This window comes from Vibrio sp. 2092 (genome assembly GCF_033339635.1).
Lineage (GTDB): Bacteria > Pseudomonadota > Gammaproteobacteria > Enterobacterales > Vibrionaceae > Vibrio > Vibrio alginolyticus.
On record NZ_JAWOUY010000019.1, the window covers coordinates 17,997 to 38,489 of the forward strand.

Below are 20,493 nucleotides of genomic sequence, written 5' to 3' on the forward strand. Positions count from 1 at the left end.
AAGGAAGATGAATGCAAATCAGATCCATCAAGGTGAGCGATATCGCGCGCTTCACCGCGCTGTGGAATCGAGTGTACTCCGAAGGGGAATTTTTGATTTCTCCGGCACCCGATAACGCAACGCTTCGCAGAATCCTGCAACGTGTGGAAAACGAGTCCATCCCTCAGTTTGTCGCGTTTGACCGCCAAAAACTTATCGGTAGTGTTGAAATCTACCCAGCTGAGATGTGCGGTTACGAAAGAGGGCAACGCCTTCGCGTCGGTATTCTTGGTATTCACATCGACAAAAACTACCGAGGCAAAGGATTGGGGCGGAAACTATTGGCAGTCGCGATCGCACGTGGTTGGGAATTTGGTTACGACCAAATCGCACTCTACGTATACACAACCAACACACCAGCGATTGCTTTGTATGAACGGTTTGGATTTGAACATCAGGGGGAACTTGGGGAAGTGACCTTGCCAAATGGTAAAGTCTTGATGAGTCAAAAAATGGTATTGTATAAAGCGCAAAGCCGTTCGAAAAAACCCGATTTGTAGAGTCACGATAACCGTTGTTCGCAACACTTATTCGGGGTTAACACCCTTGCGTCACATGCCCTCGAACAATTGAATCGTTAGAGGCTTGATTCACGTAATAGAAATAGCATGCTTCTTCTGCCAGTGTGTAACCTTGCGGCCAAATGTACACAACGCGATCAACACCCGATTTATCTAAGAACTGATAATCACGAATAGCGACAAAATGAGCACTGTTTGGGTGCTGCAGACCGATGATGCAAAAATCACTGCCTTTGCACGGCACGTCAATTTTCGAATAACCTCTGGCTGGTAGATCGATTTCTAACAAAGCTCGAATACTATCGGCACTCGCTTCTGGCATGCCTTTGCGTGTTTTGACATGTCGGTCAATGTAGTGAACGTGCTCTTGGGCGTAAGCGTTATCAATCACTGATTGAGCATGAAAGAATTTGAGAGCCGTACCCAAAGAAGACTGAGAACTGTGCAGCATCGCAGCGTATGCTTGGCGATGAATATCGAGTAGTACTGGTAAAGCAGCTAATGCGATGAAAGCCAAAGTGGTAAGCACTATGGTGATTTCCATCAGCGTAAATCCCTTTGATTTCACGTTTCTTATCTCAACTAGCCCAAGACAATAGCCCCACATCCATGTGAGACCGAGCCAATATATCGCCAATTTTTTACGATTAAAGGCCCAAAGGGTAAGAAGAGACAAACACCACGCAAACTTGAGAACAGCACCCAAAGAGCAGTGTAACAAAACGACGCTATGTGTCAGATATTAGACGGTTTTTACTCTCTAGTTACTGAGTAAAGGCACATTATTTCGCACCAGACCACGACGAACATTCGTGCACATTTTGCCAAAACGACGAATCTCATCGAACTGCGGAACAATGCCGCGCTCCATGGCTGACTCCCAATAAGTGACTTCTGAATCGACCATTTCCAACAATTTCTTCGGACAGCCAATGCACTGCCCTTCTGGTCCACATACAAACGTTTCTGGTTCATAAATTGGTAGTTCCGCTTTTACTTGCTCTATGATGCTACGCATGGCGGTCATTCGATCTGGCTTTACCTTCATCATTCTGCTCCACGGATTAAGATGAAGCAGATTGTACCCACTGATACGCAAATGTCCCTACCCAATTTAGGTATATTCTGTTTGAATCGATTTCTTTATCGTCAGATCCGGCTTTTTAACCACCAAATACACCGCCGTAGCTGCCAGTACGAAACCAGAAATCCCCATCCAATCAAATGACTCTCCAAACGCGAGCCAAGCCTGAATCGCCGTCGTTGGCGGCACCAGGTAGAATACAGAAGCTACGCTCGATGCAGCACCGTTCTTAACCATGTACAGCAGCAGTAGAATAGCTACACAAGAGAGCACGACGACCAACCACAACACAGTCAAAATAAACTCCAGTTCCCACTGCACTTGCATGGTTTCAAACTGCATCGCAACGGGCAGAAACATGACGAGCGCGGCCAAATATTGCACCGTCGCACCACCCACCATATCCACTTGTTGGCAATGTTTTTTCTGATACAGCGTCCCTAGCGTGATACCAACCAAAGCCAATAAACACAAACCAATGGCCAACACTTTATGCTGCTCGGATTGCCACTCCATTTTGCCCATCAACACCATAGCGATACCGACAAAACCAAGAGCCAAACCCAACCATTGCGAGGGTTTAAATTCCTCACGAACAAACGCCACCAGCAAAGCCGCGGTTAAAATCGGTTGAATACCCACCAGCAACGAACTCAACCCAGCAGGCATACCCAAAGCGATAGCGAAATAAGTACCGCCCAGATAGAAACCGTGGATCAATGCACCAACCACACAGCTGTGCCAAAAATCTTTTCCTGTCGGCAACCTTCTACGCAATACCGCCACAAGAACCAAAAACAATAAGACATTGAATGCCATACGGATAGAAAGTAGTGTCGCTGGCTCGGCATATTGCAAACCAAAACGCGCACCAACGAATCCAGAAGCCCAAAGGATGACAAATACAAAAGGGATGGCTCGGATTAACATGATCGCCTCACTCACGCTTGTTTTATGTTTTGAGATACTGCTAATGTAATTAGGTACAGTGTTTTCAAAAAGTGACAGATGGAAGTGTTTTTATGGGTACAGATTTATTGGGAAGCGGTGAAGGGAATAAGTACCTCGTGGTGGAAAAACACCTCAAACAAGCCATCAGTGGTGGCGTTTATCAGGCGGATGATCGACTGCCCTCCATTCGCTCGTTGAGCCAAGAATTAAACGTCAGTAAAAATACCGTGATTCGTGCGTATCAAGAGCTGGAAGCACAAAACTTGGTGTACTCGGTTCCCAAATCGGGTTATCGAGTTAAAGTCGCTTTGCCGACCTCTCGCTCAATTCCGGATCCGACTCGCGTGGATTTGCTCTCGATCTGCAAAGAAATCCTTACTTATCCTGAATACCAAGAGCGTTTGCCTACCGGTTCTGCCCACCCAAACATTGACTCTCCCGCGATCAAAAGCTTGTACGCCGAGATCGGCCGTCACAGCCGCCAGCAAACGCATGTACCGAGCCATTACCAGTTGCCACCCGGTGATCACCTCTTAATTAAACAACTGGCGAAAATCACGCAAGATTTGGGCACACCAGCCAAATTGGATGAAATCATGGTGACGCACGGCGCGCAACAAGCAATAAGCCTAGCGCTGCGCGCAACGACACAAAAAGGCGATATCGTCGCGGTGGAGTCTCCTTGTTATTTTGGAAACTTATTGATGCTCGAATCACTCGGCCTCAAAGTGGTGGAAATCCCGAGTTGCCCACGAGACGGTATGTGCCCCGAAGCCTTAGCAAAAGCAATGGCGACATGGGACATAAAAGCGATCATCGTAACACCAAACTTCACCAACCCTACTGGTGCCATGATGCCGTTAGAAAAGCGCCAGCAATTGCTATTGGCGTCCGGCAATGTTCCTATTATCGAAGACGATGTGTTTGGCGGGTTAAGTTATGATAAGCCGTTGCCAAGCTTGAGATTGCTCGATGACAAGCAACGCGTAATTTACGTAAATTCGTTATCCAAAACGCTCGATTCGCGTTTGAGAATTGGTTGGATGTTGGCGGGGCGATATCGAGATCAAATTGAGCAATATCTACTGTGTGAGAACATGGGCAGTTTGAACCTGATGCAATCCGCCGTGGCAACGTTTCTAACGTCAGGCAAGTATCGAACGCATACTGCGCGAATGGGTCGGGTTTATCAAAACAACATGCGACGATTTATCCAGATGCTTCATCAATACTTGGATGAATACGAACCTCTAAAAAATCGATACCAGATCAACGCCGTACAAGGCTCGTTCTTACTTTGGTTGCGACTGCCCGAAGACACGGACAGCTATGCGTTGTATCAAGCATGCAATAAGCACAGAATCAGCCTACTTCCCGGCACCGTATTTGGCACTCAAGGGCAATATCGGCATTGCGTACGCCTCAGCGTGGCAAACTTTGGTCATGAAACCGATTGGAGTCAAGCGATGCAAACACTGGCAAAATTGATAGCAAAGCATGCCTGTTAACTCGCTCTTGCTAAATGAACTTATGCCTACACACGCAAACACGTAACAACAAAAAACTCCACGCAAAGGTGGAGTTTTTCATATCGTCATCGCCTTCAGTGCGACTTAATTTGCCACATTCTCGCGACGTTTTCGGCTAAGTTAGCAACGTTGACGTCGGCCTCTTTCATGGCCTCAGGTAAGCTCATCGCCCTTGGTACACAAGCAAACACCGCATCAATGCCGCACTCATAAACCGCCTGATAGTTGTCGCCCACACAGCCTGCTAATGCAATGACTGGTAAATTACACTGCTTGGCGACCTGAGCAACGCCCATCGGCGTTTTGCCATGTGCGGTTTGATGATCGATTCGACCCTCGCCTGTAAATACGATATCCGCATCCGCAACATGCTGAGCAAGTTTGACCGTTTCAAGCACAATCTCAATTCCCGGTTGCAAACGTGCTGGCGTGTACCCGAGCAAGGCCGCGCCCATACCACCAGCAGCACCCGCCCCTTCACGAGTCAGTACATGCATACCCGTCGCTTGTTCCGTCAACTCGCCAAACTTGCGCAATGCGTTATCGAGCAGAGTAACGTCTGATACGGTCGCTCCCTTTTGCGGGCCAAAGATAGCCGACGCGCCTTTGTCACCACAGAGTGGGTTATCAACATCGCACGCTACCAACACTTCGCAAGTTGCTAAACGAGGGTCAAGACCAGAAATATCGATGGACGCAAGCGCCGCTAACCCGCCTCCATTTGGGGTAATTGCATGACCAGATTCATCAAGAAACGCCACCCCCAACGCGGTCAACATGCCCACGCCACCATCATTGGTAGCGCTGCCGCCCAAACCAATGATTAAGCGTTGAATACCTCTATCTAGCGCGTGTTTGATCAGCTGTCCAGTACCAATGCTACTGGTCAGTTTTGGGTCGCGAGCATCACTCGGCACAAGGTGCAGACCACTGGCCTCCGCCATTTCAATAACCGCGGTTTCGCCGTCGCCGAGAATGCCATAAAACGCTTCAACATCATTCCCTAATGGCGCGGTCACTGTTGTGAAGACTTGTTCGCCTTGAGTTGCATCTATCAAAGATTGAACCGTGCCTTCGCCACCGTCTGCGACCGGAACCGTAACAAACTCAGCATCATGCCATACGCGAGCAAGACCTGTTTTGATCGCCTCGCTCACTTGTTTGGCGGTTAAGCTTTCTTTAAATGAATCAGGTGCAATTACCACTTTCATACGTATTTCCAGAGACTTATAAGAGAACGAGGCTCAAAATGTACACCAATGCCATTGCCGTGACACCTTGAACGAGCGTAGCCATGGTTTGCGCGCGGTACGCTAAGCCCACCGACATGCGGCTAAACTGCGAAACTACCCAGAAGAAACTGTCGTTTGCATGAGAAACCGTCATCGCACCAGCACCGATCGCCATCACCGTTAATACGCGGCCCATTTCTGAATCGAGCCCCAATTGCGTAAGCATAGGCGCAACCAAAGCCGATGTGGTCACCAATGCAACCGTTGATGAACCTTGCGCCGACTTTAGCGCAGCCGCAACGATAAATGGCATGAAAATACCCACGCCCAGCGCCGATAGCGTCGTACCTAAGTATTCACCTAGCGGCGTGGCTTTTAATACCGCGCCAAATGCGCCACCAGCACCAGTAATCAAAAGAATAGGCGCAGCAGCCGTAATACCTTGGCTGATTCGCTCGCCAAATTCTTCAATCTTGTTGTCTGATTTGAGTAGGCGAACAGAAAGGAACAGGCCAATCACCAATGCCGTTAGTGGCTGCCCTAAGAAAGTCAGAACATCAAACACAAAACCTTCGCCCAGCGGTAGGCTTGGGAATTTCGCGATAGAGCCAAAACAGATCAATAAGATAGGAACAAAAATAGGAGCGAATGCTTGGCTCGCCGTTGGCAATTTGCCGTAAGACGCTTTGAGTGCTTGCCAGTCTTGCTGAATTTCTTCTGCGGCTTCAATGCCATCTGGTTCAACATGTTGGAATCGGTTCGCCCACAACATCCCCGCTAACGCCGCAACCGCTGCAACAAACACACCCACACCAATCACTAAACCAAGGTTAGATTCCAGGCCTAAGTTACCCGCAGCGGCAATCGGGCCAGGAGTTGGCGGCACAAACGTGTGCGTTGCGTATAGGCCAGTTGCCAACGCCACACTCATCGCAACGCTTGAGGTTTTTAAACGCTTAGCGAGTGATTCTTTGAGCGAGTTCAGAATGACAAAGCCTGAATCACAAAATACTGGAACAGAAACGATGTAACCGATGATGCTCATGGTCAATGTTGGGAAACGCTCACCCAACACTTTGATGACCGTATCGGCCATGGTGATCGCCGCACCACTTTTTTCCAAAATAACACCAATGATGGTACCCAAAACGATAACCAAACCAATGTAACCAAGGATGCCGCCAAAGCCAGAAGCAATGGTTTTGGCAATGCTATCTGCCGGTAAGCCGTAAGCAAATGCCGCAAGGAACGCCGCGATGATCAGCGCTAAAAAGGGATGTAATTTGAGTTTGGTGGTCGTGAGCACAATAAATGCGATCACCCCAAGCAGGATTAATATAAGGTTCATGATAACTCCATTTATTCTTATTTTGCTGAGCGAGTCCGTGTTGGCTCACTCAACATGTAGGGACGCATGAATTATTAATCGTTTGCTTTCGAATTCCTTTAGGCGGAGTGACAAATGATGTGGTCAAAAAATAACGCGTATTGTGCAAATGCACAACATCACGACATTTTTGAGAGCCGAGTCGCAATATAAAGCTCCGCTAACCCCACAAAATTGGTAGTTGGTAGCCCTGTTATCTCGGTGATTTTCTCTAACCGATAGCGCAGAGTGTTCCGGTGAATAAACAGCATTTTAGAGCATTCTGTTACATTGCCATTGCATTCAAACAGTGCATCTAGGGTTTTCAATAATTGCCCAGATTTGTCTTTCTCTTTCAACCGTTTCACACCATCAATAATTTGTTCACCTTGCCAAATATCCGCCAACGGCGCTAACAAAACAGGCAAACGAAGTTCATCGAACAGGTACTTACGTTTCTCTGGGTAGAACTGCTTGCCAATGGCTAATACCTGCTTCGCGCTTTGGTATGACAACGCGACATCTTTAGGCTCATTAAACAGCTGCCCTAGCGCAATGTGAAACGTATGCGAATCGTGATCGCTTAAACGCGACATCAACTTATCAATGCGCTCACTTTCAACTTGGCTATCCCACTGCTTGGCGGAATGACACGGTTTCAACACCACAATTTCATTCACCGAGACAATCGCAACTAGGTTGTTACGCTCTGGGTATTCAAGCAGTTCAACAATATTGCGCACACTCTTCATGCTTTTTGAGGCCGACGGCGTCGAGACTTCAATCACCGTTGCCACCCGTGGTTGAGTCACATCGATAGAAAGACGCATCGCCCAATCTTTCAGCTCTTCATCGGTCAATTTGCCATTGATCCAAGCCAGAATAAACTCTTCGCGATGACGTCTGTCCCACTGAAATTTTTCCACCAGTGCAGCTTGCTCGATTGTCAATTCAGCGGTCATTTTGACCAGTTTGGCGAAATCTCGGATTTTCTCTGGCTCGCCTGTCACACCAACAATACCGACCACGTCACCATGCAATTTCAACAGCATATTGATTCCGGGTTTGACACCCTGCAACGTCAAACATTGCTGCTCATTCAGCTCTAGTGAATCGCCATGATTCAACGCCAATACCGCGCCATCATGCACTAGCCCAACGCGTTTGGGATCGCCACTGCCAATAATGATGCCTGCTGAGTTCATCACATTCACATTGTGACCAATGATGGACATGGTTCGATCAACAATTTGTTGTGCTAAAGCGTGGTCGAGAATCACCATTTCGAGTTTCCAAATTGACCGTTTAATCACTCAATAAATCACAAATGGCAAACTATCGCGATGCTGCGGTTCTAAATAACGGAAGCAGCTCAAAGCATTATCCAATTAACCATGTTTAAAAAGTGGATTAAACCTTAATTTTTAGCAGCGGGTTATATACTTAGAACAAAGGTTACCAATGCATTCTTCACTGTGCATTGATGCCACTCGTCTACCTACAGAGGAGAGATCAACATGGAGTTACGGAATAAATCGGGTGAAGTCGCAAAAATTGCAGATAACCTCACTTTGAAGGAAATCACAGAAATGGGCTACACCGTAGATTTATGCGATGAAGCATTTGCCCCTGGAGAGCATTGGAAAGCGGAAGGTAAAACGCAAGGTATGGGCGAGTATCCAGAGGAGTAAACGTCCTGACTAACCAGCGCACAAAGCGCTCCACAAACAGAAAAGCCGAGCGACTTAACGCTCGGTTTTTTTACTTTTGAACTTCTTGAATAAACAAGCTCATCTCTTCAAGATAATTGCCGTTTGAGCATCCCCAGTCGGTGACCTCAATCAACTCTGTAACTAACTGTCCAGACTCATCATCTTGCACTCTCTGCACAAACGCTTCAAAACGTTCCAGTTGTGCCTGACTCTTAACGCCATGCACGGCATATTCTACAAGCAAGCCGTTGTACGTCTGCCAGCGCTGATCGCCCGCAACATCATTGCTTAAAATCACAGAACACTTTTGTTGAATGCTTTCAACCGCATCATTTCTTGGTGGCGCGACTGTGGAACATCCAACTAAAATCGTACCTACCGCCAATAACGTAACTTTTGTCTTATTTATCATATCGTTTCCAACTGTATCGCCACGATATGGAAATCTTATTACACCTGATAAGGATCATCGATAGCGCACCGCAGATTAATTACTTAATAAACTGTAAACTCCATACCAGTCTTAACACTGCAAGCTCAGAACTCCTATTAACCCACCCAAATGTAAACAAATAGTAAAATCACCTTTACGCGATGCAAAATCGACAAATGAGATTAGCGTTCCTTTCTCGCGACCAAGCGTGCAATAATCAACTGTCTACATAACGAAACCATTTGAAGGATCAAAATGACCGCAACGGATTATCTCAACGACCTCAATCAACGTTACCTTGCGATTCACCGCACCAAAGAAGATTTCTTTTGGGAAACTTACATGGGGATCAGCGATGACCATGATGGCTCGACGCAAGCACAAACGGCATGGACAAGCTTTTTAAGCAACGCCGAGCAAATTACTGCCATCAAACAACAGCTTGAAGCCGCGGACTCAATTACCGACCCACAAGAGAAACAACAAACCATTACGGGTCTATCTGGTTGGCTGGCGATGTTTGAATCTCACGCTATCGAGGGCGAAAAAGCACAAGCGTTGAAAAATCAGCTCATTGCCTTTGAAGCTGAGCTCTTCGAGAAAAAACAGAACCACGTACAAACATTTACCGATGAGAACGGCGAGCAAGTAGAAGGTTCACTGCCCGTATTAAGCTCAACCATTCGCACCAGCAATCATGAAGAAGTTCGCCAATCGGCTCATCAAGCGTTGCTGAACCTTGAACAATGGCTACTGCAAAACGGTTTTATAGAGCTGATCAAACTGCGCAACCAGTTCGCTCGCTCACTGGGTTATGCGACTTTCTTTGATTACTCCGTGCAAAAAACGGAAAAGATGAGCTCTGAACAGCTATTCGAAATTTTGGAAGATTTCGAACAACGCACGCGAGATGCGCATCTAAACAGCTTAGAAAACTTGGCGAAAGAGAAAGGCGCAAGCGCACTAGCAAGCTACAACTTTGTTTACTCATTCGCGGGTGACGTTATGCGTGACCTTGACCCATATGTGCCGTTCTCAAAATCTCTGAGACGCTGGGTAGAATCATTTGGTCGCCTAAATATTGATTACTCTGGCGCGACGCTAACGCTGGATTTACTAGATCGCAAAGGTAAGTACCCGAATGGGTTCTGCCACGGCCCTATCCCTTCTTTCTATAACCAAGGCGAATGGGTCGCAGCGCAGGTGAACTTCACCAGTAATGCCAAACCAGACCAAGTGGGCAGCGGCTACGATGGCATTAACACGCTGTTCCACGAAGGTGGCCACGCAGCACACTTTGCGAACGTAAAAATGAACGCACCTTGTTTCTCGCAGGAGTTTGCGCCGACGTCAATGGCTTATGCTGAAACTCAGTCGATGTTCTGTGACAGCCTGTTAACCGATGCCGATTGGCTAAAACAATACGCACTGGATGATGAAGGGAATCCGGTTCCTGATGAGATCATTCAAGCGATGATCAACAGTCGTCAGCCATTCAAAGCTTATGAAGAACGTAGCATCTTGGTTGTGCCGTACTTTGAACGCGCGTTATATCAACTGAGCGATGACGAGTTAACGCCAGAACGCATCACTAAGCTGGCTCGCGACTGTGAAAAACAGATCCTTGGTTTGGAATGCAGCCCTCGCCCACTGATGGCGATTCCACATTTGCTATCCGACGAAGCAGCTTGTGCGTATCAAGGTTATCTACTCGCGCACATGGCGGTGTATCAGACCCGAGCATACTTCCTTGAGAAGTTTGGTTACCTGACGGATAACCCAGAAATTGGCCCACTGCTGGCAAAACACTACTGGCACGCAGGCAATCACTTGTCGCACAACGAAACCATTGTCAGCCTGACTGGCGAAGGCTTCAATGCCAAATACCTTGCAGACGTGTGTAACCTGTCGCCAGAACAGGCATGGGAAGTGCAGCAGAAGAAAATCGACTCACTTGCGACGCGAGAGCGAGCATCAGTCGCTTCACTGAACGCCGCGATTAAAGTCGTCGACGGCAGTAAAGAGCTGGCAAGCAACGCCATCTCTGACGAACAAATGTGTGACGATTTTGAACATTACATCATAGAGACTTACGGTCGATAACACGCAGAAAGCCAGGAGCTCGCCTTCTGGCTTTTTATTCTTTAGCTAATGCAATAGGAAGGAAGATCCATGTACCAAGAAGTCATCAAATTTTGGTTCGAGGAGCTATCGCCCAAAAATTGGTTTGAAAACAACCCAGAACTGGACAAGCGTATTACATCGCGATTTGCCTCGGTATTAGAACAAGCGGCTCGTTGTGAACTGTTTAATTGGCGTGACAGCGCACAAGGACGATTGGCCGAAATCATCGTCCTCGACCAGTTTTCACGTAATGTGTATCGCAACACCCCAAAAGCGTTTGCACAAGACCCACTCGCATTAGCATTGGCTCAAGAGGCAATTCGGTTAGGTCACGACAAAGAATTAGCGCCCGAGCAGCTAAGCTTTTTGTACATGCCGTTTATGCACAGCGAATCTCGCCTCATTCATGTCCAAGCTGAAAAATTGTTTCGCGCATCAGGGCTTGAAAATAACTACGATTTTGAGCTAAAACACAAAGCCATCATCGACCAGTTTGGGCGCTATCCTCATCGCAATGCGATACTGGGAAGAAAGAGCACTCCCGAAGAGTTAGCGTTTTTGCAACAACCAGGGTCAAGTTTCTAAATAACAATGAATAATGAGTTAACCATGAGAGACCACGCAGTATGCTGGCCATGCTTGCTAAAACTAGACGGCGACGATGAGCTGATCTACACGCATTCCCAGTCCGACTTAGACTCTGAATGCGAAGCCCTCATTTTTGGGCAAGATGATTACGTTATCGACTCAAATGGCAACACGTTTGAATTGAAAAACAATGGTTCGAACACCACTCTTTTACATCCAAAAGAACGAACGCTGTCCGTAGAAGAGGTTACGTCATTAATCCAATCGCATGAATTCAGCCTCGCGCAACGGTGCATTATCAAGATTCATTTCACCTCGGTGAGGCAAGCTGTTGAGGCCTTAGCTCACTAAATCAATCCCAATACGCACATCATTAAATAAAATTATCATTTTTATAATTTATGATAATTTCATGTAATCAATATCACACCATATACTCTCCCACATCGAAACAAGACAACGTTCAAACACACATGTTGGGAGCAAACAAATGAAAATGAATCATGTCGGTATTATGGTCGGAGATATGGACAAAGCGGTTGAGTTTTACACGCAAGCGCTAGGTCTAAAAGTCGTTATGGGCAACACGAAAGTGATTGAAGAACGCGAAACGGCAATTGGCAGAATGTGTATTGCGGTCTTTGGGGAAGGCTTTAAAGGCTTCAACATTGCGCACCTTGTGACAAGTGATGGCATCGGCCTTGAATTATTCGAAATGAAAGAGCGTCAAGAGCGCCATGAAGTGGATTTTTCTCGCATCGGTATCTTCCATTTCTGTTTGCAGACAGACGATTTTGAAGGTGCTATCAAACGCACCGAAGCACTAGGTGGCAAAGTGCGCATGGACATCATGCGTTACCACCCAGAAGACGATAATAAGCCTGCGAAAATGGTTTACCTAGAAGACCCATTCGGCAACCTATTCGAGCTTTACTCACATTCATACGAAGAAACTTACGCTTCTGATTACGAGTAATAGCCCCATCCATATTCCAAAAGGCTAGCAATACGCTAGCCTTTTTTGTTTGCTTTGAGTTGCAGTGTTTCTGCACTCGCTCTAGCAAAAAAACATCTGGAATTTGATCATTTCTCTCACCACTTTTAAGGTCACTTTATACTTACCTCAACACAATGCAAAAAGGAGTGAAGCATGCCCACCAAAAATCCAATCGCCATCAAAGCGCTTGATCATGTTGTTTTAAGGACCTGTAACCTCGATGCTATGTTGCATTTCTATCGAGACATTTTGGGCTGCCCTGTCGAACGCGAAGTAACGGAACTTGGTTTAACTCAACTTAGGGCAGGTAACGCATTGATTGATGTAGTGACGGTAGACAGCGAATTGGGTCAACTCGGCGGAAAGCCACCAGTTCAAAATGGTCGTAATATTGATCATTTTTGCCTGCAATTGGCGCCTTTTTCCGAGGATGAATTACTGGAATATCTGCGTTCGAACGGCATTGAAACCGAAGAGTTTGCGAAACGCTACGGCGCACAAGGATTCGGTCGCTCACTCTATATTCATGATCCGGAAGGAAATGTCGTCGAGTTAAAACCTCAAGTGATTGATGAGTAAGCGAGTAAAAAATCCTTGTTATATTCTGAAAATAACAAGGTTAATTTCCAAAATAATTATTGAATTAAGATCATATTATTAAGTAAAAATTCTAGCTGGCTCACCTGTTTCTTTTTCTCGCCACCATTGTTTATTTATATGTTCTTGATGAACGTAAAAACTCTCCCCCGGCATTGGCGTCAGCAGCGTTATATGTTCTTTTTGACAATGGGCAAGCAAATCTAAAATCGGTTCGTCCCAGCGGTGAGTAAATAGCTCGTATGTAGCCCAATGTACTGGCAACAGTTTTTTCGCATTTAAATCGTGAAACGCTTGCACGGTATGATGAGCCTGCATGTGCCCCCAGTTTTCGACCGGATAACCTTGGCCTTTCACATCGGCAGCCACTTCCAAACAGGCAATGTCGATTGGTCCACATCGCTGTGCGATCTCGGAAAAGTGCGAATCGTAAGCTGAATCGCCACTAAAATAGAGCGTCTCTTCTTTGCCTTTGATGACCCAAGAAGCCCACAGGGTCGCGTTTTTATCGAAATAAGTACGACCCGAATTATGGTTAGCAGGCGTACAAATCAGTTCGATTCCAGCATAGTGCACGCTATCCCACCAATCGAATTCCACGATGTTGTCTGCGCAAACGCCCCACTTTATCAGATGCTTGCCAACCCCTAAGGGTACATAAAACGTCACGGGTTTATCGGCGTAGAAACGTATGGTCGATGCTTCTAAATGGTCGTAATGATCGTGCGAAATCACGATAATTTCAGGAATCGGCAAACAATCTCTGGCATGGGTATTGGGAATATTGCGTTCAAACCACGCTTTTGCGATGAACGGAGAAGCGTAATCAAAGACCGGATCGGTCAGAATTCGAATGCCATCGACCTCCACCAGCATGGTGGAATGGCCCAGCCAAGTAAGGCGCATCGATTCACTTCGCTGCGCAAACTGCGTGGGTTGAATTGGGGAATGTGGCAGATATTCGTTAGGACTCAACGGCGTTCTACCACCAAGATAACTCCAACACACCTGCCAGAATGATTGCGGACTAGGCACATTTGGCATCTCGTTTTTAACGCGGCCGTTTTCAAATTGAGGCGAGTGGTGAACACGGTGCGCCAACTGCGCATGGTAGGTTTGAGGCGGAATCAGTGAACTTGGCTTTTGTGTCTTTTGTTCACTCGTTAGGTATGTGCGCTTAAGTATCGTCTCAGACATATCGTTATTTTGTCTCGCTTGTGAACGCTCAACAGTAGGTTTATTAAAACGTGCGTGTATGTCTATTTCGTGACCAAAATGAGGTGTAAGATGAAGATTCAGTTTCAATCAAACGTCTTCTATTTAAGGATACGGTTCTCAAACCTTCCGAATACTGCGTCGGTTTGAAAGGAGAAAACTATGGTGACTTGCAGCCAATACGATTTTATTGAAATCGCCTGTATGTTTAAGCTCCCTATCGAGATCACGCTAAAAAATGGTGAAACTCATCAGGGCAACGCGTTCGACACAGGCTACGACATGCAGCGACAAGAGTGCTTGTTTTTAGATATGGATGGTGAGCACACCGCTTTCCCGACTGAACAATTAGTCGCAATGCGCGCGCTCAAAGCCAATCCGCATTTTGATGAAGTGACGTTTGAGTAAACGTCCTTCTTTCACTGACACCGTCCAATAAAAAACGCCTCTCAAGCTGACACAACTTGAGAGGCGTTCTCTTACACGGTTCACCTGAACTTGTTGTTATTCACGCGACTGGATGAAAACCAACATCGGCATCATGATCACGAACATCACTCCCACAAGCTGGAAGGTGTGCACAAACGCGACCATTTGCGATTGCTGCTGCAACATCTGTTGGTATTGGTCTAACGCAACCGGGTCGGTAATGGAAAGCCCCTGATTGGCCGCCCAGTCATGCAAGTTAGGATTATATGGATTAATACCCTCTCCCAGCGCATGCCATTGCTGCTGACTATCACGATATTGGAACGTGGTGGCGATAGAGATACCAAACGAACTACCAATTGTACGGAACAGATTGTAAATACTTGCCGCCGCGACAGATTGCTCTTTCGGAATCGTTAAATACGCCAAGGTGGACAGCGTCGAGAAGGTTAAACCAAGCCCCATGCCCTGAATCATACTCGGCATCACAATCCAAAATGTATCGATCTGCAGTGAGTATTGCGTCATCAAATAACTACCAATCCCGATGCAGCTCAAGCCAAAGACTATTTTGATTCTGGGATCGAATTGCGGATTGAGTTTAATCACCAAAATTAACATCGCCGCTGACGCCAATCCACGCGGTGCCATTAATAAGCCAGTGGTTGAGACCGGATAATCCAGCAAGCTTTCCAACAGCATCGGTTGTTGAGTCGTCAGGCCAAACATCGCCATCGACACCACGGCAATCATCAACGACGAGACCATAAGATTTCGGTCTTTAAGCAGCCATAATGGCGCTATTGGGCTTTTGGTTTTCCAGCTGCGATAAATCCACATCACCGATCCCATGACTGCGAGTAATATCGCGGTCTGGATCATGCGTGAGTTGAGCCAGTCTTCTTCGTTCCCTTTATCCAACACAAACTGCAACGCGCCCACACCTAACGCCATGTAACCAATGATCCACCAATCAAAGTTAGGTTTGGATTTGTTGTCGATGTGGATATAGCGATAAATCAAAGAGGTACAGATCAAACCGAATGGCAAGTTGATGTAAAATATCCAGCGCCAATTGATGTTGTCGGTGATCACGCCACCCACGACTGGGCCCAAAATAGGACCAAGCAAAATACCGATGGAGAAAATCGCCATCGCTTTGCCTTTTTGCTCGTACGGATAAATCTGCACTAACGTCGACTGCGCCAATGGAATCACCGACGCGCCGAAAGCGCCTTGGATAATGCGAAACAGCACCATCTCTTCAAGAGACTGTGCTTGCCCACAAAGCGCACTGGCAATCACAAAACCGATCACAGCAACCAGCATGACTTTGCGTTCACCAAAGCGCGACACCCAGAAACTGGTCATCGGAATGAAGATCGCTTCCGCCATGCTGTAACCCGTCAGCACCCAAGTAATTTGGTCTGCCGTTGCGCCCAACGCGCCCATCATGTGCGATAGCGACACGTTCGCAACGGTCATATCGATTAACACCATGATGGCAGAAAGCATCACGGCGACGGTGGCAATCCCCCGTTTGTCTGCCGTAATTTGATGGCTCATTGCACGCTACTTTGCAAATCAATGGTGACTTCTGAGCTCGCACCCACGCGAAGTTGCGGCGCATCGGCCGGTACTTCTAATGCCAAACGTACAGGGAAACGCTGTTTGATTTTAACCCAGTTACCCGTTGCGTTTTCTGGTGGCATCAAGGAGAACGATGTACCACTCGCAGGCGATAGTTGTTCTACCGTTGCTTTCCACACCACGTCTGGGTACATATCAATCACCACATCCGCATGCATGCCAGGTTTAATATGAGTAAGATCGGTTTCTTTAAAGTTCGCGCGTACCCAATAGCTGTCTTTTAAAATCACAGGGAACAGCGTTTGACCCACGCTAACGACCGAGCCTACGTGCGTATTGATTTCACCGGCAATGCCATCCACTGGTGACGTAATGTCGGTGTAGCTCAAGTTCAGCTCCGCTTGCGCTAACTGTGCTGCAGCTTGTTGAACGACCGCAGCCTCTGCGCCTTCTTCACCACGGTTCGCAATGGCTTTTTCTACCGTCGCGCGCGCTTGCTCTAGGCTCGCTTGGGCATTGGCTAGTTTGTTTTTCGCCGTATCTAAATCTTGGTCTGACGCCAGTTTGCGTTTCACTAGAGAATCCGTACGTTTGTACTCTACTTGCGCTTCTGTCAGGTTAGATCGCGCCGCATCTAAGCCCGCAACAGCTTCAGTTACCTGCTTATCGGCAACGTCATGTTGCTGGACCGCCAATTGGTATGCCGCTTTTGCTTGCTTCACTGCCAACAAATATGGGCGTGAATCTATCTTCAGCAGTAGGTCACCTTTGTTAACAGATTGGAAGTCTTTGACATCCACAGAAACCACTTGGCCTTTTACCTGAGGCGCTACCGACAAAATTTTTGCCCTAACATAGGCATCTTCTGTGCTTGGGTGACTATCTGAATACTGCCAAGACCAATACATCGCACCAAATGCGATAACACAGAGAGTGAAGAAAAGAGTTTTTACCAGCTTAGATCTGGCGGAAGAATGCTTCGCGATGTCGCCGCTCATTTATATTGTCCACTTGTTCAATTATGTGACCAGTGTAGGACTTTTCGATCTTGGAACAATAAAATGATCTGCAAGGTTAAGATCCAGTTTTAAACCTTGAACTATTGCTTGAATCGTGTGCAATCTAATACACACGGAAATGCAGATAAAAAAAGGGGCAGTCCCCGTAACCACCCCCAAAGTCATGCCAATAATTGTAATGCGCGTGTAATGTGTGTAACTACCGCTTTTCTTAGAACTTGTAACCGCCGCTGATCATAAATACCCAAGGGTTAATTTTGACGTCGGTTTTTTGCTTCGCTCCACCTGCTTTGTAAGTTGCTTCTGTTTCAATGTTTGCATACCACGCTGATGCGTTAAGGAACCATTGATCATTGATCATGTAGTCCACACCTACGTTTGCTGCTAAACCAAATGAATCATCTAATTTCAAGTCTGACAAACCAGCGCCTTTACCTGTGCTGTTAAAGCCTTCATCAAAAAAGATTGTGTAGTTGAGACCTGCACCCACGTATGGACGGAACTTACTTTGTGGCTCGCCAAAGTAGTACTGAACCATAAGCGTTGGTGGAAGGTGTTTGGTGTCCGCGATATCACCAAGACCTAACAAGTCTGTTGAAATATCATGGCTGAATGGTGTTGCTGCTAGAAGCTCTAGGCTGATGTTGTCTGTGAACATGTAGCCAAACGTCAAACCAAGCTGCGTATTTGAATCCACTTTCAATTCTTCTTGAGAACCAAGAATCTTATCGCTGCTGTCATTTGGAACGACAGACGCCGCACCAACACGAAGAACGAAGTCACCTTGTTTATGAGCGAAAACACTTGGTGACACGAGTGCAGCAACCACTGCTAGACTGCAGATTGTTTTTTTCATTTTTTATTTCCTTTTGTAGGGCTTCGTTATGTTGTACCCAAAGGTGTGCCTGCTGAATGGCCTTAGATTTCAAGTAAACTCAGCGCCTTGAAGCACACGGGCATCTATATTTTTTTTGAGCTGCGCGCAATCTAGCACATAGAAACCCTACTATTTTGATGGAAATCAATTTGTGAAAAATATAGGTTTTTTGTATAGAGAAACGCCATACCGATCAACAAATTATGCAAATCGGATACAATTCTGTAATGCAAACTGTGCGTGTGAGAAGCCATGCTTACTCAAAAATACGAATCCTCTCGCTAAGGCTCGTAGCCAGCAAAAACTTTTTTCTTCCTCTACGTCTTCTATTTTCAAAAAACAACCCACTTAAAACGCTCGTTTGACCCCTTAAAATCGCGATTTGAGGGGTTTGTAAAACACTGAAATACAAGAAGTTATTTTTCTGGAAAATCAGTCACTTGGAGTGCTAGTCTGCTCGCAGCTAAGGAGAAGACATGTTAAAAACCGATCTCATTTTTGAACGAGAAAACTTTTCTCATCACGATTTTCAGAATGCCACCTTTAAAAACTGCCACTTTTATATGTGCAGTTTCGACCATGCCGATCTGCGCGATGCTAAGTTCATCGACTGTCGCTTTATCGAATCCAAAGCGCTAGAAGGGTGTAGTTTTCGCTTCGCGAACTTAAAAGACGCCAGCTTTACAAACTGTATGTTGGCGATGAGCCTGTTTAACGGCGCAAATTGTATGGGCTTGGAGCTGCGTAAGTGCGATCTCAAAGGGGCAAACTTCCAAGGTGCGAACTTTGCTAATCGCGTCAGTAACACCATGTTTTTCTGTTCTGCTTTTATTACTGGCTGCAACCTCACCTACTGTAACTTCGAGCGAGTGTTACTAGAAAAATGTGACCTCTTTGAAAACCGTTGGAACGGTGCGAACCTCGCAGGGGCAACTCTCAAAGGCTCGGATTTATCTCGCTGCGAATTCTCGCCAGAACAATGGGGAACCTTTAACGTTGAGCAGTGTGATCTGACTCATGTCGAACTAGACGGGCTGGATGTTCGCCGCGTTTCTCTGTTTGGTGTTAAAATTTGTGATTGGCAACAAGAGCAATTGCTTGCGCCTTTTGGACTGATCATTCTCTAAGGAAAGGCCATGAACCTGTTTAAAGACTTACCGAATAACCTCGACGAGGAAGTGTTCGAAGACCTGCTGACCCACAAAAACCTGCGTATAGAACGCATTGTCTCAACGGGGCAAACCTCGCCCGAAAGTGGCTGGTACGATCAAGAAGAACATGAATGGGTCTTGGTTCTTAAAGGAGCTGGAGAGCTGACTTTTGAATCAGGTGTAGTGCAACGACTTGAGGCAGGCGAGCACGTTACGATTCCCGCTCATACCAAACACAAAGTGAGCTGGACTGACCCAACGCAAGAAACCATCTGGTTGGCGGTGTTTTATCAATAAATACAAAACGATCTTAAACCAAAAAATAGGCGCTGAATTTGCTCGATACTACTAAGCCGTCACTGGCACTGTTTGATTTTGATGGCACCATCACCCGAGAGGATATGTTTAGCCTTTTCCTCCACTATTCTGCTTATGGCCTGCGCAAACGAGTAGGAAAGGTCGCTATCATGCCATTTTATGCGCTGTACAAACTCGGAGTGTTACCCGCTCGTGTTATGCGTCCACTCAGCAGTTTTATTGCATTTTCAGGGAAAGAAACGCAGCAAATTGAAGCGATTGGTGCTCAGTTTGCCCATGAAGTGATCCCGCTGTACTTGAGGCCAGAAGCGATGGAAAGGTTGGCGTGGCATCAACACAGAGGCGATACCATTGTGGTAGTGTCGGCATCACTCAATGCGTATCTCAAGCCTTGGTGTGAAGCGAACGGTTACCACTTGTTGTGCAGTGAACTGATCTCAGAACAGCCAAAACTGAGTGGCTTTTACCAACAAGGTGATTGCAGTTTAGAAAGAAAAGTCTCGCGCGTTAGGGCCACGTTTTCGCTCGACGAATTTGCGTCTGTTTATGCCTACGGTGATACACACGAAGACATTCCGATGCTCAAACTGGCAGACTACGCGATGCTCAACTGGAGCGAGTGGAGAGCAAGCGAATAACGATATGTGCTCTGATTTTCAAGACAACCACTCGACCAAAGTGGTCGTTTTAGGCTAAAAAACAAACCCTTCTCACATGAGAA

General features: G+C 46.6%; 23 protein-coding genes. 12 read left to right on the top strand and 11 right to left on the bottom strand.

Features of this window, described 5'->3' with window-relative positions; translation table 11 throughout:
• Positions 1-11 precede the first annotated feature (11 nt).
• Positions 12-539: a GNAT family N-acetyltransferase gene (locus R7P80_RS23710; RefSeq protein ID WP_053308054.1), complete on the top strand. Its 528-nt coding sequence runs from the start codon at positions 12-14 to the stop codon at positions 537-539.
• Positions 540-576: 37 nt separating this feature from the next.
• Here the strand turns inward: R7P80_RS23710 and R7P80_RS23715 are convergent, their stop codons facing one another.
• The 3 genes from R7P80_RS23715 to R7P80_RS23725 all read right to left on the bottom strand — a co-directional run bounded on the left by R7P80_RS23715 (position 577) and on the right by R7P80_RS23725 (position 2,574).
• A complete protein-coding gene (locus R7P80_RS23715) occupies positions 577-1,167 on the bottom strand; it encodes a type II secretion system protein (protein WP_225491991.1) in 591 nt (196 codons plus the stop codon).
• A gap of 153 nt (positions 1,168-1,320) precedes the next feature.
• On the bottom strand, positions 1,321-1,608 hold the full coding sequence (locus R7P80_RS23720) for a hypothetical protein (RefSeq protein WP_005374318.1): 288 nt from the start codon (positions 1,606-1,608) through the stop codon (positions 1,321-1,323).
• A gap of 66 nt (positions 1,609-1,674) precedes the next feature.
• Positions 1,675-2,574, bottom strand: a complete 900-nt coding sequence (locus R7P80_RS23725; RefSeq protein ID WP_017634359.1) for a DMT family transporter — start codon at positions 2,572-2,574, stop codon at positions 1,675-1,677.
• 92 nt (positions 2,575-2,666) lie between these two features.
• On the opposite strand from R7P80_RS23725, the gene R7P80_RS23730 reads away from it, so the two are divergent.
• The gene (locus R7P80_RS23730; RefSeq protein ID WP_225491992.1) at positions 2,667-4,103 is read left to right on the top strand and encodes a PLP-dependent aminotransferase family protein; all 1,437 of its coding nucleotides are present in this window, start codon (positions 2,667-2,669) and stop codon (positions 4,101-4,103) included.
• 95 nt (positions 4,104-4,198) lie between these two features.
• Here R7P80_RS23730 and R7P80_RS23735 read toward each other — a convergent pair whose 3' ends face one another.
• The 3 genes from R7P80_RS23735 to R7P80_RS23745 form a co-directional block, all read right to left on the bottom strand.
• Positions 4,199-5,335, bottom strand: a complete 1,137-nt coding sequence (locus R7P80_RS23735; RefSeq protein ID WP_213880278.1) for a glycerate kinase — start codon at positions 5,333-5,335, stop codon at positions 4,199-4,201.
• Between the two features lie 16 nt (positions 5,336-5,351).
• A complete protein-coding gene (locus R7P80_RS23740) occupies positions 5,352-6,704 on the bottom strand; it encodes a GntP family permease (protein WP_054575250.1) in 1,353 nt (450 codons plus the stop codon).
• Positions 6,705-6,862: 158 nt separating this feature from the next.
• On the bottom strand, positions 6,863-8,005 hold the full coding sequence (locus tag R7P80_RS23745; RefSeq protein WP_213880277.1) for a sugar diacid recognition domain-containing protein: 1,143 nt from the start codon (positions 8,003-8,005) through the stop codon (positions 6,863-6,865).
• Between the two features lie 234 nt (positions 8,006-8,239).
• Between R7P80_RS23745 and R7P80_RS23750 the strand changes: the two genes are divergently transcribed.
• On the top strand, positions 8,240-8,413 hold the full coding sequence (locus R7P80_RS23750) for a hypothetical protein (RefSeq protein WP_202600834.1): 174 nt from the start codon (positions 8,240-8,242) through the stop codon (positions 8,411-8,413).
• 70 nt (positions 8,414-8,483) lie between these two features.
• Here R7P80_RS23750 and R7P80_RS23755 read toward each other — a convergent pair whose 3' ends face one another.
• The gene (locus tag R7P80_RS23755) at positions 8,484-8,846 is read right to left on the bottom strand and encodes a hypothetical protein (RefSeq protein ID WP_017634365.1); all 363 of its coding nucleotides are present in this window, start codon (positions 8,844-8,846) and stop codon (positions 8,484-8,486) included.
• A gap of 276 nt (positions 8,847-9,122) precedes the next feature.
• Between R7P80_RS23755 and R7P80_RS23760 the strand changes: the two genes are divergently transcribed.
• From R7P80_RS23760 to R7P80_RS23780, 5 genes are all read left to right on the top strand, one after another.
• Positions 9,123-10,970 carry a M3 family metallopeptidase gene (locus R7P80_RS23760; RefSeq protein ID WP_225491993.1) on the top strand — a complete coding sequence of 616 codons (1,848 nt, stop codon included), beginning with the start codon at positions 9,123-9,125 and terminating at the stop codon, positions 10,968-10,970.
• 69 nt (positions 10,971-11,039) lie between these two features.
• The gene (locus R7P80_RS23765) at positions 11,040-11,576 is read left to right on the top strand and encodes a DUF924 family protein (RefSeq protein WP_033907197.1); all 537 of its coding nucleotides are present in this window, start codon (positions 11,040-11,042) and stop codon (positions 11,574-11,576) included.
• Between the two features lie 24 nt (positions 11,577-11,600).
• Positions 11,601-11,930, top strand: coding sequence for a DUF4144 domain-containing protein (locus R7P80_RS23770; RefSeq protein ID WP_033907198.1), 330 nt, complete (start codon positions 11,601-11,603; stop codon positions 11,928-11,930).
• A gap of 139 nt (positions 11,931-12,069) precedes the next feature.
• Positions 12,070-12,555 (top strand): VOC family protein, encoded by a 486-nt coding sequence (locus tag R7P80_RS23775; protein ID WP_025768760.1) that lies wholly within the window; start codon positions 12,070-12,072, stop codon positions 12,553-12,555.
• Between the two features lie 174 nt (positions 12,556-12,729).
• On the top strand, positions 12,730-13,155 hold the full coding sequence (locus R7P80_RS23780) for a VOC family protein (protein WP_017821017.1): 426 nt from the start codon (positions 12,730-12,732) through the stop codon (positions 13,153-13,155).
• Between the two features lie 78 nt (positions 13,156-13,233).
• On the opposite strand, the gene R7P80_RS23785 is transcribed toward R7P80_RS23780, so the two are convergent.
• On the bottom strand, positions 13,234-14,370 hold the full coding sequence (locus R7P80_RS23785; protein ID WP_065275640.1) for an MBL fold metallo-hydrolase: 1,137 nt from the start codon (positions 14,368-14,370) through the stop codon (positions 13,234-13,236).
• Between the two features lie 180 nt (positions 14,371-14,550).
• Between R7P80_RS23785 and R7P80_RS23790 the strand changes: the two genes are divergently transcribed.
• Positions 14,551-14,796: a Rho-binding antiterminator gene (locus R7P80_RS23790; protein WP_005460845.1), complete on the top strand. Its 246-nt coding sequence runs from the start codon at positions 14,551-14,553 to the stop codon at positions 14,794-14,796.
• A 96-nt stretch (positions 14,797-14,892) separates the two neighbouring features.
• Here R7P80_RS23790 and R7P80_RS23795 read toward each other — a convergent pair whose 3' ends face one another.
• From R7P80_RS23795 to ompW, 3 genes are all read right to left on the bottom strand, one after another.
• Positions 14,893-16,383, bottom strand: a complete 1,491-nt coding sequence (locus R7P80_RS23795) for an MDR family MFS transporter (protein WP_005391958.1) — start codon at positions 16,381-16,383, stop codon at positions 14,893-14,895.
• Positions 16,380-17,405: an HlyD family secretion protein gene (locus R7P80_RS23800; protein WP_005460787.1), complete on the bottom strand. Its 1,026-nt coding sequence runs from the start codon at positions 17,403-17,405 to the stop codon at positions 16,380-16,382. Before R7P80_RS23800 ends, R7P80_RS23795 begins: the two co-directional genes overlap by 4 nt.
• A gap of 232 nt (positions 17,406-17,637) precedes the next feature.
• Positions 17,638-18,282, bottom strand: a complete 645-nt coding sequence (gene ompW / locus R7P80_RS23805; RefSeq protein ID WP_021452789.1) for an outer membrane protein OmpW — start codon at positions 18,280-18,282, stop codon at positions 17,638-17,640.
• A 497-nt stretch (positions 18,283-18,779) separates the two neighbouring features.
• Here ompW and R7P80_RS23810 point away from each other — a divergent pair, with 497 nt between their 5' ends.
• The 3 genes from R7P80_RS23810 to R7P80_RS23820 are packed head-to-tail and all read left to right on the top strand — an operon-like array spanning position 18,780 to position 20,410.
• On the top strand, positions 18,780-19,430 hold the full coding sequence (locus tag R7P80_RS23810; RefSeq protein WP_005460782.1) for a Qnr family pentapeptide repeat protein: 651 nt from the start codon (positions 18,780-18,782) through the stop codon (positions 19,428-19,430).
• 9 nt (positions 19,431-19,439) lie between these two features.
• Entirely contained in the window at positions 19,440-19,751 is a 312-nt protein-coding gene (locus tag R7P80_RS23815; RefSeq protein ID WP_021450380.1) for a cupin domain-containing protein, read from the top strand.
• Positions 19,752-19,789: 38 nt separating this feature from the next.
• Complete coding sequence (locus tag R7P80_RS23820; protein WP_025768754.1) at positions 19,790-20,410, top strand: HAD-IB family hydrolase; 621 nt, start codon at positions 19,790-19,792, stop codon at positions 20,408-20,410.
• Positions 20,411-20,493: the final 83 nt, after the last annotated feature.